The 12,293-nt window shown below is 69.3% G+C and carries 14 protein-coding genes; 4 read left to right on the forward strand and 10 right to left on the reverse strand.

From position 1 onward, the window contains the following. Positions 1-55: 55 nt before the first annotated feature. From AB0H36_RS18520 to AB0H36_RS18555, 8 genes are read right to left on the reverse strand one after another with little or no spacing between them, the layout of a single operon-like run. Complete coding sequence (locus tag AB0H36_RS18520) at positions 56-1,564, reverse strand: ABC transporter substrate-binding protein (protein ID WP_360524155.1); 1,509 nt, start codon at positions 1,562-1,564, stop codon at positions 56-58. Between the two features lie 26 nt (positions 1,565-1,590). Beyond that, positions 1,591-2,358: an endonuclease/exonuclease/phosphatase family protein gene (locus AB0H36_RS18525; protein ID WP_360524158.1), complete on the reverse strand. Its 768-nt coding sequence runs from the start codon at positions 2,356-2,358 to the stop codon at positions 1,591-1,593. After that, positions 2,355-2,972 (reverse strand): histidine phosphatase family protein, encoded by a 618-nt coding sequence (locus tag AB0H36_RS18530; protein ID WP_360524160.1) that lies wholly within the window; start codon positions 2,970-2,972, stop codon positions 2,355-2,357. Before AB0H36_RS18530 ends, AB0H36_RS18525 begins: the two co-directional genes overlap by 4 nt. Continuing rightward, positions 2,969-4,027 (reverse strand): oligopeptide/dipeptide ABC transporter ATP-binding protein, encoded by a 1,059-nt coding sequence (locus tag AB0H36_RS18535; protein ID WP_360524163.1) that lies wholly within the window; start codon positions 4,025-4,027, stop codon positions 2,969-2,971. Before AB0H36_RS18535 ends, AB0H36_RS18530 begins: the two co-directional genes overlap by 4 nt. Continuing rightward, on the reverse strand, positions 4,017-5,000 hold the full coding sequence (locus AB0H36_RS18540; protein WP_360524167.1) for an ABC transporter ATP-binding protein: 984 nt from the start codon (positions 4,998-5,000) through the stop codon (positions 4,017-4,019). Before AB0H36_RS18540 ends, AB0H36_RS18535 begins: the two co-directional genes overlap by 11 nt. Next, entirely contained in the window at positions 5,000-5,896 is an 897-nt protein-coding gene (locus AB0H36_RS18545; RefSeq protein WP_360524170.1) for an ABC transporter permease, read from the reverse strand. The genes AB0H36_RS18540 and AB0H36_RS18545 overlap by 1 nt, the downstream gene beginning before the upstream one ends. Further along, positions 5,889-6,815 carry a nickel ABC transporter permease gene (nikB, locus tag AB0H36_RS18550; RefSeq protein ID WP_360524173.1) on the reverse strand — a complete coding sequence of 309 codons (927 nt, stop codon included), beginning with the start codon at positions 6,813-6,815 and terminating at the stop codon, positions 5,889-5,891. The genes AB0H36_RS18545 and nikB overlap by 8 nt, the downstream gene beginning before the upstream one ends. Then, positions 6,815-7,459: a helix-turn-helix domain-containing protein gene (locus AB0H36_RS18555; RefSeq protein WP_360524176.1), complete on the reverse strand. Its 645-nt coding sequence runs from the start codon at positions 7,457-7,459 to the stop codon at positions 6,815-6,817. Before AB0H36_RS18555 ends, nikB begins: the two co-directional genes overlap by 1 nt. Positions 7,460-7,650: 191 nt before the next feature. Between AB0H36_RS18555 and AB0H36_RS18560 the strand changes: the two genes are divergently transcribed. Genes AB0H36_RS18560 through AB0H36_RS18570 form a run of 3 tightly spaced genes read left to right on the forward strand, consistent with a single transcriptional unit; the run spans position 7,651 to position 9,994 of the window. Next, positions 7,651-8,595, forward strand: a complete 945-nt coding sequence (locus AB0H36_RS18560) for a DUF6772 family protein (protein ID WP_360524179.1) — start codon at positions 7,651-7,653, stop codon at positions 8,593-8,595. A gap of 5 nt (positions 8,596-8,600) precedes the next feature. Next, positions 8,601-8,918, forward strand: coding sequence for a hypothetical protein (locus tag AB0H36_RS18565; protein WP_360524182.1), 318 nt, complete (start codon positions 8,601-8,603; stop codon positions 8,916-8,918). Between the two features lie 20 nt (positions 8,919-8,938). Then, entirely contained in the window at positions 8,939-9,994 is a 1,056-nt protein-coding gene (locus AB0H36_RS18570; RefSeq protein WP_360524184.1) for a LacI family DNA-binding transcriptional regulator, read from the forward strand. Here the strand turns inward: AB0H36_RS18570 and AB0H36_RS18575 are convergent. Continuing rightward, the gene (locus AB0H36_RS18575) at positions 9,969-11,117 is read right to left on the reverse strand and encodes a CoA transferase (protein ID WP_360524186.1); all 1,149 of its coding nucleotides are present in this window, start codon (positions 11,115-11,117) and stop codon (positions 9,969-9,971) included. The two genes, AB0H36_RS18570 and AB0H36_RS18575, sit on opposite strands and share 26 nt — an antisense overlap. Before the next feature lie 121 nt (positions 11,118-11,238). Between AB0H36_RS18575 and AB0H36_RS18580 the strand changes: the two genes are divergently transcribed. Further along, positions 11,239-11,652, forward strand: coding sequence for a CHRD domain-containing protein (locus tag AB0H36_RS18580; protein ID WP_360524189.1), 414 nt, complete (start codon positions 11,239-11,241; stop codon positions 11,650-11,652). A gap of 8 nt (positions 11,653-11,660) precedes the next feature. Here the strand turns inward: AB0H36_RS18580 and AB0H36_RS18585 are convergent, their stop codons facing one another. Then, positions 11,661-12,047 (reverse strand): hypothetical protein, encoded by a 387-nt coding sequence (locus AB0H36_RS18585; RefSeq protein ID WP_360524192.1) that lies wholly within the window; start codon positions 12,045-12,047, stop codon positions 11,661-11,663. Between the last annotated feature and the right edge of the window lie 246 nt (positions 12,048-12,293).

Here is a 12,293-nt window from a genome sequence, read left to right on the forward strand (position 1 = left end):
GTGAGCGTGAGCCCACGCGGACGGCCCGCGTTGTGATGGCCTGGCGGTCCGCCCGTCAGCTCCCGGACACGGTCACCTTCGCGAACAACGGCCGCCCACTCGGCGGCATCTGGAAGTTCTGGACTCGGGGGCGGACGGCGGAGTTGGAGGCCAGGTCGGCGGGGAAGATGCCGACCGCGTCGGTCCAGAGGATCTGGGCGGCTTGTTCGTACAGCTTGGGGCGGTCGGACTGGTTGACCGACGAGCGGGCGTCGAGGAGGAGTTTGTCGAGAGCGGGGTTGCAGTAGCCGTTGCGCTTCGCGGCGCAGACGTAGAGGCGGGCGAGGGTGTAGTCCGCGTCGCCGGTGCCGGTGACGTTGGTCTGCAGGTTCATGTCCCAGTTGAGCTTGCCGAAGTCCTCCAGCCACTGGGCGCGTTCCTTCTCCAGCGGCTTCACGGTGACGCCGATCTTGGCCCAGTCCGAGATCATCGCCTGCGCCAGCGCCCGGATGTTCGGGCCACCTTCCAGCGGCCACTGCATAGACGTGCTGAACCCGTTCGGGTACCCCGCCTCGGTCAGCAACTGCTTCGCCTTCGCCGGGTCATACGGGTACGGCGTCAGCTTCGGCGCACCGATCACACCCTGCGCGAGCGGAGCCTGCGCGACCGAGGCCAGGTCGCCGAACAGATCTTTGATCGTGCCGTCCAGGTTCAGCGCGTGCCACATCGCCTGCCGGACCCGCTTGTCGTCGAACGGCTTCCTGTTCGCGTTGAACCAGTCGAAGTAGTACGTCCAGCTCGGCGTGGTCGAGTAGCTGATCCCGTCACCGCCCTTGACCGACCCGACCTGGTCCGGCGGGATCTGAGTCAGGACGTCGACCTCGCCGTTCTCCAGCGCCGTGATCCGCCCGGCCACCTCCGGGATGTTCACGAACTCCAGCTTGCTCAGCTGCGGAGCCCCGTCCCAGTACGACGCGTTCGCGGCCAGCTCGAGCTTCTCGTCGGGCTGGAACGACGTCACCTGGAACGGCCCGGTCCCGATCGGCTTGCCGAAGAACCCGTCCGCGTTGAGCTTGTCCGCCGGCCCGATGAACAGCAGCGTCAGCGAGCTGAGCAACGTGCCGAGCGGCTTGCTCGTCTTCACCGTCACGGTCTGGTCGTCGCTCGCGGCGAACGACGTCACCGTCGCGTAGAGCGGGACCAGCGGCCCGTCGAGCTTCTTGTGCCGTTCGTACGACGCCACCACGTCCTTCGCGGTGAACGGCGTACCGTCGGAGAACTTCACGCCGGAGCGCAGCTTGAACACCCACGTGGTCGGGTCCGGGTTCTCCCAGGAGGTGGCGAGCACCGGGACGATCTTGCCGTCGTCGACCCGGACCAGCGGCTCCATGATCTGCTGGATCGCGGTCTGCACGGCCTCCTCGCCGGCGAACTTGTGGGTGTCGAGCGACACCGGGAACATCGCCGGCGCGTACCGCAGGACCTGTTCCCCACTGCTCGGTTCACTGGCCGGCGAGCAGGCGCTCAGCCCGGCCGCCACCGTGGTCAGGACGGCCAGCGCCCCGACGATTCGCTTCCTCAACACAGGGGTTCTCCTTAACAGGGCAGTGCTCAGCTGAAGGTGTAGGTGGCGACGACGGGGTGGTGGTCGGAAGGCGCCCGGCCGTCGTGGAAGAAGTCGACGACCTCGCTGGTCCGCGCGGCGAGCGGGCCGCGGGCGAAGATCCAGTCGATCGCCTTCGGTGGCGAGGCGAGCGGCGACAGCCGGGTCCCGATCGGGCCGGTCGCCACCGTCGGCACCACCGGATGGGTCACCGGTGAGTGCCGGCCGAGTGCGGTGAAACTGTCCAGGAACCCGGCGTTGCCGAGCTCCCACTGCGGTGGGCCGATGTCGTTGATGTCGACGGTGAACAGGCACGGACCGTCGCCGGCCAGCCGTTCCAGCGCCTCCCCGATCACCCGCGCCTGACCGACGCGACGGTTGCCGAGGTCCGCTCGCTCGTCCGGATGCCCGGGCCAGGTCAGGTGCGCCGTACTGAAGACAAGCTCGTGCCCGTCAGCTGAACGCAAACGGACCCAGAAGAGCCGGGCGTCGGGAGACAGGATGCCGACGTCCTCGGCCCCCGACTCGATCGCGGTGAACAGGTCGCGCCGCCACCACAGGTTGCTCTGCGTCTCCCACCCGGCCGTACCGTCGACCCGATCGTGATCAGGCAGTACGTCGTCCAGCAGCTTGCGGGTCGCCGGACGCAACTCCTGTACGGCGAGAATGTCCGGCGGACGGGTCGTGAACAGCGCCGTCAGGGCCTCCCGCCGCTCGTCCAGGTGGAAGTCGGCCCACAGGTTGTAGGTCATCGCCACGAACGTGAGGCTGCTCATTGGTCACCGGTCCAGGTCGGGACGTTGTAGGAGGCGAGCGTGGTCACCGCGAGCAGGTCGTCGACCCGTACCGTGGTCAGCGAGCAGTTCGCGGGCGGGTCCAGCGTCACTTCGCCACCCGGCGAGAGCCGCAGCGTCGACGCGGTCGCGACCCGGATCGGTCCGCCGTGCGTCACCACCAGCACTCGGTCGGCGCCGGAGATCGCGATGTCGCGGATCGCGTCCCAGACCCGTTCTCTCAACTGGGCAAAGGTTTCGCCGCCACCCCGCGCGATGTCCTCGCCGCGGGCGAAAGCGTCGACGACTTCCGGCTCCTCGTCGTACACCTCGGCGAAGGTCCGGCCGCCCCAGGCGCCGACGTCGATCTCCCGCCAGCGTTTGTCGATCCGGACCGTCGGGTGGTCGCAGGTGTCGAGGTACGGCTGGAGGGTCTCCGCGACGCGCTGCAGGTCGCTCGCGACGATCTGGTCGAAGGGTCGATCCTGCAGCAACAAGGCCGCCTGTTTCGCTTGTTGGTGACCGAGCGGGCTCAGACCGGTGCCTTGCTGGCCTTGGTACCTTTCCTCGGCGTTCCACAGCGATTCGCCGTGCCGAAGGAGGACGAGTTCGGTCATCGGCTCGCCCCCGCCAGCTCGGCGGCGAAGTGACAAGCGGCGGGGTGCAGGTCCAAGCGCGTGTCGAGCACCGGCTCTTCCCGGGCGCAGATGTCCTCAACCTTCCAGCAGCGGGTTCGGAAGCGGCATCCCGACGGCGGGTCGGCCGGTGAGGGTACGTCGCCGCCGATGATGATCGGCTCCCGCGCCGGCTTGTCCCACGGCTTCGGGTCCGGTACGGCGGACAGCAACGCCTGCGTGTACGGGTGCAACGGCCGGTTGAACAGCTCGTCCTGGGTCGCCGTCTCCACCACGCGACCGAGGTACATCACCGCGACCTGATCGGAGATGTGGCGTACGACGGACAGGTCGTGGGCGATGAACAGGTACGCGAGGCCGAGGTCGCGGCGCAGGTCGGCGAGCAGGTTCAGCACCTGCGCCTGCACCGACACGTCGAGCGCGGAGACGGCCTCGTCGCAGATCACCAGCTTCGGGCGCAGCGCCAGCGCGCGGGCGATGCCGATCCGTTGGCGTTGGCCGCCGGAGAACTGGTGCGGGTAGCGCTGGGCGTGGTCCGGGTTGAGGCCGACGCGTTCGAGGAGCTCGCGGACCTCGGCGCGGAAACGGTTGCGGGGTACGACGTCCGGGTGGATCTCCCACGCTTCGGTGATGATCTGCTCGACGGTCGCGCGCGGGTTCAGGGACGCGTACGGGTCCTGGAAGATCATCTGCAGCTGGCGGCGGACCCGGCGCATGGATGCCCGGGGCAACGAGGTGAGCTCCTCGCCGTCGAACACGATGCTGCCGGACCGTGCCTTCTCCAGCCCGATGATCGTCCGCGCCACGGTCGACTTCCCCGACCCGGACTCCCCCACCAGCCCCAACGTCCCACCCACCGGAATCTCGAACGAAACCCCAGCCACCGCCTGCAACTGCCCCACGGTCCGCCGCAAAACCGCCGACCGCAACGGAAAGGAGGTCTGCAGATCCCGCACCGACAGCAATGGCGCCGGCCGGCCGTCGGCCGGCTGCACGGTCGTGCTGGGGGTGGCGGCCGGCGCCGAATCAGCGGGCATTGGTCAGGACTCCTTCGGCGTGGTGGCAGGCCGAGCTGTGGGTCGCTCGGCCGGTCAGGTCTCGCAGGGCGGGCTCCTGCTCTGCGCACAGTGCGTCGGCGTAGCGGCAGCGCGGGCGGAAGGAACAACCGGTGGGAAGGGCCAGCAAGTCGGGGGGTGCGCCCTGGATTGGGGTCAGGCGCTCGCGTGGGCCGTCCAACGTGGGGACCGAGTTCATCAGGCCGGTGGTGTAGGGGTGGGCGCTGTGTTCGTAGACCTCGCGGATCGGGCCGGTCTCGACGACTCGGCCGGCGTACATGAGGACTACGCGGTCGGCAACGTCGGCGACGACGCCCAGGTCGTGGGTGATCAGGACCAGGGACATGCCCTCCTCGGACTGCAGGCGGGCGAGGAGGTCCATGATCTGCGCCTGCACGGTGACGTCGAGTGCAGTGGTCGGCTCGTCCGCGATCAGCAGCCGCGGGGACAACGCCAGCGCCATCGCGATCATCACCCGCTGCCGCATCCCGCCGGAGAACTGGTGCGGGTAGTCGTCCAGCCGCTTCGACGCCGCCGGGATCCCGACCCGCTTCATCAGGTCCAGGGCGGCCGCCCGGGCCTCGCGCCGCGACGCACCCCGGTGCCGCCGGAACATCTCCCCGATCTGCGACCCGACCCGGAACACCGGGTTCAGCGAGCTCAACGGATCCTGGAACACCATCGCGATCTCGCGCCCCCGCAGGCCCTTCGCCGTACCAGGCTCGAGGAGATCGCGGCCGTCGTACGTGACACTCCCGCCGACCACCCGGCCCGCGGGGCGCGGCACGATCCCCATCACGGCCTGCGCGGTGACGCTCTTCCCACTCCCGGATTCACCCAGCAGCGCAACGGTTTCTCCCGCGGCGACCTCGAAGGACGCGCCGTCGACGGCCTTCACCACCCCACCGGACGTGGCGAACTCGACCCGCAGGTCGCGAACACTCAGCAGGCTCATCACAGACTCCTCAGCCGCGGGTCGTAGCGGTCGCGCAGCGCGTCACCGAGGACGCCGAGCGAGACCACGAGGAAGGCGAGCGCGATGCCGGGAATGGTCGAGATCCACCACGCGTCGGCCAGGTAGTTGCGCCCGTTCGCGATCGTCACGCCCCAGCTCGGCGTGCTCGCCGGTGTGCCCAGCCCTAGGAAGCTCAACGACGCCTCGGCCAGGATCACGTGGCCGATCTCGACCGTCGCGACCACCAGCACCGGCGCGATGCAGGCGGGCAGCACGCACCGCGACATCAAACGCCAGGTCCCGGCCCCGAGCGTCCGCGACGCGTCGACGAACTCCCGCCGCCGGGTCGCCAGCGCCTGCCCCCGCGCCACCCGGGCGAATGTGACCCAGTTCGACACCGCGAGCACGATCACCACGTTCACGACCGAGGGACCGAGCAGCGCGGCGATGAAGATCGCCAGCAGGATCGAGGGGAACGCGAGCTGGATGTCCGCCAGCCGCATCAGCACCCCGTCCAGCCGGCCGCCGAAGTATCCGGCCGCCAGCCCGACCGTGACGCCGATGGCGCCGGCCAGCACCAGCGTCGCCAGCCCGACCGCGATCGAGATCCTTGCCCCCTGCAACATCTGGGCGAGCAGGTCCTGGCCGACCTGGTCGGTGCCGAAGATCGCGAACGACCCGTCGGACAGCCGGCTGAACGGCGGCCGCAGCCGGTCCGCGGTGCGGGTGTCGACCGGGTCGTACCGGACCAGCCACGGTCCGGCGACCGCGGCCACGACGTACACCGCGATCACCGCCAGGCCGAACCGGATCCGCGCCGAACCGGCCCGGGTACGGCGCCGGCTGCGCACGACCGGGAGCGTCGCTGTCGTCACGTCGACCGCCACTTCAGTCACCCGCCAGACGGACCCGCGGGTCCAGGAAGCCGTAGAGCAGGTCCACGAGCAGATTGATCACCACGAAGATGGTTGCCACCAGCAAGATCGAGGCCTGGACGACGCCGTAGTCGCGGCGCCCGATCGAGTCGATCAGCAGCCGCCCGACACCGGGCCAGGCGAACACGGTCTCGACGATCACGGTTCCGCCGAGCAAGGCGCCGAACTGCAGGCCGACCACGGTGACGATCGGGATCAGCGCGTTCCGCAGGGCGTGGACGAGGATCACGATCCCCTCACCGAGCCCCTTGGCCCGCGCGGTCTGCACGTAGCCCTCGTGGACGACCTCGAGCAGGCCGCTGCGGGTGAGCCGCACCAGGATCGCCAGGAACGGCAGTGCCAGCGTGATCGTCGGCAGGACGAGGTGCGACCACGTCCCCGAGCCCGCGCTCGGGAACATGTGCAGGCCACGTGCGAACACCAGGATCAGCACGATCCCGAGCCAGAACGACGGCGTCGACTGACCCATCAGCGAGAAGACGGAGATCGTTCGATCCACCCAACTGTGGGCCCGCAGCGCCGCGATCACACCGAGCGGCAGCCCGATCAGCAGCGACAGCAGCAGCGCGGTGGTGGCCAGCTGGATCGTGGCCGGAACCCGTTGCAGGACAAGGCTCATCGAGTCCGCGTTCAGCCGGAACGACTGCCCGAAGTCCAGGTGCACGACGTTCGCCAGGTACGTCGCGTACTGCTGGATCAGCGAGTGGTCGAGCCCGAGCTGTGCCCGCAGCGCGTCCACCTGGGCCTGGTCCGCGTCCGGCCCGAGCATGATGTACGCCGGGTCGCCGGGGACCAGCCGCAGGACGACGAAGATGATCGTCACCGCGCCCCACAGCACGAACAGCGAGAAGAACAACCGCCGGACGACGTACGCCCCCATCAGACGCCGCTCCGCAGTACCGACACCACGCGCCGTACCTCCTCGATCGAACCGGTCTGGATCAGCTCCGCGCCCAGCGCACCCGCGCACCGCCCGGCGTTGTCCAGCACGGGTACGGCGACCATCCGCGGCAGCGACGCCACCGGTCGGGCGTTGTGCGCGAAGCCGCTGACCCGGACCCGCTGCAACGTGTCGAGCAGGTCCGGCGTTCCGGTCACCTCGCCCGCCGGCAGGGCGGACAGGTAGGCACGGCCAAGCGCGCTGCGGCGGAGCGAGACCGCATGCCCTGGTTGAACCGAACCACCGCCGGCCACCGCAGCTACCTGAAGAACAGGCCCAGCGGTCTTCGGCAGCGGCTTCGCAAGGACGACGAGCCGCCCGAGCCGATCACCCAGATCGGCCAGCGACTGCGACGGCCCGGCTCGGCGTTCCGCCGTACGGCGGAGTGCGGCCAGCCCGTCGAGCGCGGTGTACCGGTGGTCGTCGACCCGGTCGGCCAGGCCGTGCTCGCAGAACGTCGCGAGGATCCGGTGCACGGTGCTCTTGTGCAGGCCCACGGTGACGGCCAACTCGGTCACGCCGTACGCCCGGTCCTCGCGGTTCAGCTCGGCCAGCACGGTCAAGGCGCGGCTCAGCGACTGCATGGCGACCTCGTTTCAGGCGGAAAGCAAGGAGCCACCGTGAACGTTAACGGTAGCGTTAATGCACGGTAGAAGCGTGATATTTGAGTGTCAATAGACCAGCGTTGCAGTCCGCGAAACGGCTCGTTGACGGTCAATTCCCGTGAACGTTAACTTCACATCACATCCACCTGACCCCGCCTTGGAGGCACTGCGTGACGACATCCGACGTCCGCGCCGCGCTGCTGGCCGCCGATCCCCGTCTGTCCAAGTTCTCGCCGCTGCCGCGCATCCTGGCGTTCGACGAGTTCGACAGCGGGACGCACGGCTGGTGCGAGTTGCTCGGCAACTACAACGGCCGCGGCGACCTCAGCACGGTCGACGACCACATGCGCGACTTCCGGCCGCCACAGCTGTCGGCCTGCAACTTCTTCGACATCGGCACCCACGGCGCGCTCAGCGGCACCTACGCCCTGAAGCTCGCGACCCGGCCGCACAAGGGCCACACCGCGGTCGCGATCCGCCGGCTCACCATGAGCGGCCGCGGCATGGTGCAGCTGGAGACGTACTTCGCCTTCAAGTCCGAGGCGACCCTCGGCGGCGGCGCCGAGCTCGACAGCTTCGGCGACGTGCAGTGGGACGGCAACACGCACCCGTCCGAGGCGCAGTTCGGCGCGTTCACCGTCGCGACCGACCTGTGCGGCGACGGCGGCCTGCGCTACCACACCGTCGCGCGGTACCAGAACACCGACATGGACAACCACTTCACCCGGCAGTGGGTGGCGCCGATGGTCCCGGAGCCGACGCCGCGCGAGCACTTCGAGGGCAAGGTGAAGCTCGAGTACGCCGCCGACTTCACCGCGCCGAACGCGGAGGACTGGAAGCCGTTCGGCGAGCCGCAGGAGCTCTGCTACAACGAGGTCCCGACCAAGGTGAACTGGCACTACCTGCGCTGGCTGGTCGACACCGACAAGCGCCGCAACGTGGAGCTGCAGGTCAACGACCGGGTGATGGACATGCGCGACGTGCCGGTGCCGCCGTACGAGGAGCGCTACGAGACGCTGGAGAACCTGCTGAACTTCTACTTCTCGGTGCGCACCCACTCCCAGGTCCGGAACTTCCTGTTCCTCGACTCCGTCCTCATCTCGGTTGATTGGTAGGCCCCATGCGACAGTCCATGACGGCGGTGCTGGAACGCGACACCACCTTCGAGAACCGGTTCGCCACCGAGCCGTACGAGGTCGCCTGGGCCGGCGAGGCCCGCTGGTTCGTCCAGCACGTCGGCGGCGAGGGTACGGCGACCTACATCACCCAGGTCTCACCGGACGGCATCACCTGGTGCGACCTCGACGACCTCGAGCACGTGGTCGAGCCCGGCAACCTGATCAGCTGGCCGGTCACCGGCTTCGGCCACTGGCTGCGGCTGAGCGCTAGGGTCGAGGGCTCCGTCCAGGTGCGCATCCACCTGGCCGTGAAGGCTTAAGCTGCTCGAGGGGGTAGTCGATGACTGAGGCGCGGCGGGCGACGTTGCGGGACATTGCGACGGCTCTCGGGCTGTCGGTGAACACGGTGTCGCGCGCGCTCGGCGACAAGGACAGCGTCAGCGCGAAGACGCGTGCGGCCGTGCAGGCCGAGGCGGCCCGGATCGGCTACGTGCCGAACACGCTGGCCCGGTCGCTCGTGCTCGGCTCGGCCATGACGCTCGGCCTCGTCATCACCAACCCCTCCAACCCGTTCTACGCGCAGCTCATCAGCAGCATCGAGCTCCGGGTCCGCGCTCAGGGGTACTCGCTGCTGCTGCTCGTCACCGACGAGTCCGCCGAGAACGAGCAGCGCGCCACCGAGGCGTTGCTGCGGTCCGCGGTCGACGGCGCCGTGGTCGTGCCGGTGCAAGCCGAGTGGGACCACTGGCGCCGGGTCCGCGACACCGGCATCCCGCTGGTGTTCGTCAACCGGGACGTGCCTGAGCTCGACTGCGACATGGTCGGAGTCGACAACGAGCGGGGCGCCTACGAGGCGACCAGCCACCTGATCGCGGGCGGCGCCCGCCGGCTGCTGGTGCTGGAGGAAGACCTGCCGATCACCACCACCGCCGACCGGGTGGCCGGGTTCCGCCGCGCGATGGCCGACGCCGGCCTGAAGGTCGCCGACGACCTGATCCGCGCCGTCCCGACCAAGCGCTACGACTCGCTCGCCCTCCCCTGGCAACCCGAAGAGGCCTACCGCTTCGCCCAGACCCTGCTCGACGACGGTCATCCGGACGCGATCGTGACCGGCAACGACTACTTCGCCCTCGGCCTCCTCCGCCTGCTGGCCGAGCACGGTCTCGCCGTCCCCGACGACGTCGCGATCACCGGGTACGGCGACCACCCGTACGCGGCCTACCTGCAAACACCCCTCACCACAGTCCGCCTGCCCGCCGCGGAGGTCGGCACCACAGCCGTCGATCTGCTCATGCAGCGGCTCAAGAGCAGTGGCTCCGAGCGGCCGCGGAAGACGCTGATCCGGCCGGAGCTCGTCGTACGGGCGTCTTCTAGTCTGACTCCAGCCAGGCTCTGACCGACTCGTTGTGCTCGCCCAGTCGCGGCGGCGGCAGGTTGGTCTCCCGGGCACCGGCGTACGGCTGGTCGTCGAAACGGAGCGGCGGGCCGGGCAGCCGGATCTTGCCGAGCGTCGGGTGCTCGACGTCGATCAGCAGGCCCTGGGACAGCGTCTGCTCCCACTCGTAGACCTGCTGGAAATCGCGGACCTTCCCGGCCGGAATCCCCTTGTCCGCAAGCCGTTCCAGCCACACGTCCGCCGGCTCGGTGGCGAAGGCAGCCTCGATCGCGGCCGTGAGCTCCGGCCGATGCGCGACTCTGGCAGCGTTGACCGCGAACCGCTCGTCCGCCGGGTCGAGCCCGACGATCGGCGCGAACGTCCGCCACTGGCCTTCGCTCCCGACCGCGACCTGGACGATGTCGTCCTTGGTCCGGTACAGCCCGTACGGCGCGATCTGGGCATGGTGGTTGCCGACCCGTTCGGGCAGCTCGCCCGCGACCGTCCACTTCGTCCCGTGGAACGCGTGCACCCCGACCACCGAGGCCAGCAGGCTGGTCCGGACGACGCGGCCCTTGCCCGTGATGGATCGCTCGTGCAACGCGGCCAGCGCACCGTAGGCGCCGTACATCCCGGCCAGCAGGTCCGCGATCGGGACACCGACCTTCGTCGGTTCGACCGCGCCGGTGATGCTCATCAGGCCGCCCTCGCCCTGCGCGATCTGGTCGTACCCGGCCCGGCCGCCGTCCGGCCCGTCGTGGCCGAACCCGGTGATCGACAGGATCACCAGGCCCGGGTTGAGCTCGTGCAGCCGCTCGGTCGAGAACCCGAGCCGGTCGAGCACGCCGGGCCGGAAGTTCTCGATCAGCACGTCGGCCCGCCGGACCAGCCTGGTCAGGAAGTCCTTGCCGTCGTCCGACTTCAGGTCGGCGGTCACCGACTCCTTGTTCCGGTTGGCCGACAGGTAGTACGTCGACTCGCCCTCGACGAACGGCGGTCCCCAGCCCCGGCTGTCGTCTCCGCCCTCCGGTGTCTCCACCTTGATCACCCGCGCGCCGAGATCACCCAGCATCATCGCGGCATGCGGCCCGGCCAGCGCCCGGGTCAGATCGACGACCACCACATCAGACAGCAGATTCTGCACCCCGTCACCCTAGGCGAGACGCCGGATTCCAGCCGTGACGCGCTTCTCACGACGATGAACCGTTCCGGGACTTCGTACGTGTAACGAAGTGAGGATCCACCTCACCGCCAGGAGGGGCACCATGTCAGCACGCACCGGTATCACCGCAGCCGCCGTCATGCTCGCGGCCGCCGCGTTCGGCCTATCGACCGCGACCGCGACGCCCGCGATCCCGCTGAACGGCGAGCAGGAAGCAGCCGCCGCCGATCCGGACGGTCACGGGTTCTTCACCTACACGCTCGAGGGCACCACCTTCTGCTGGACCCTCAGCTGGGAGAACATCGAGACCCCGACCGCCGCCCACGTCCACCTCGCCCCGCGCCACATCGCCGGCCCGGTCGTGATCCCGCTCACCGTGGCCACGAACCCATCATCCGGCTGCACCACAATCAGCACCGACCTCGCCACCGGCATCACCACCGACCCGAAGGCCTACTACGTCAACGTACACAACGCGCCCTTCCCAGGCGGCGCCATCCGAGGCCAGCTGAAGTAGGCCCACGGTCAGCGTCCCCGCCGGCGGGTGCCCTTGATGGTCAGGTCGTAGGTCGCCTGGACAGAGAAGCTGCCCTGGCGTCCTTTCAGTACCAATCGCTGCTGACCTGGCTCGAACGGCCCGGCGGTGAACCAGATCCCACAGCCGAACACCGTGTTCCGGCCCGCCGGGAACCCGGCTGGGTTCCCGGCGGCGGCGACGAACTCGAATCGCGTGGCGTCGACCGCCGTCACCTCTGGCGCCGGGTCGATCGACACCGTTCCGTCGGCCGAACTGACGAATCCGTCGCAGTCGTCCGCGTCGGTCGCGGCCAGGTTCACCAGCGGACCTGCGATCGGTACGCCCGCCGGGACGGTGCACCGCCGATGAACGGTCCCGCCGAAGCTCCCGGCCACCAGCCACACACCTCCGGCCTGCCCTCTCGCGCAGTGGGCGCCGGTCGAGTCTGTCACCGGATTGATCTCTTCCGGCAACGTCGCCCACGTCCACCACTTGGCTTGGAACTCCGGCGATCGAACATCGACAGCCTGACCTGAGGTGGAAGGCTTGGGCGTTGTCGAAGCCATCGATGGCGGCGGCGGTTCACTGCTGGTCGACTCACCACTCGTTGCCCGCCCCTGGGCGGCGCAGGCCGGCAGTGT

The organism is Kribbella sp. NPDC050820 (assembly GCF_040653975.1).
Taxonomy (GTDB): Bacteria; Actinomycetota; Actinomycetes; order Propionibacteriales; family Kribbellaceae; genus Kribbella.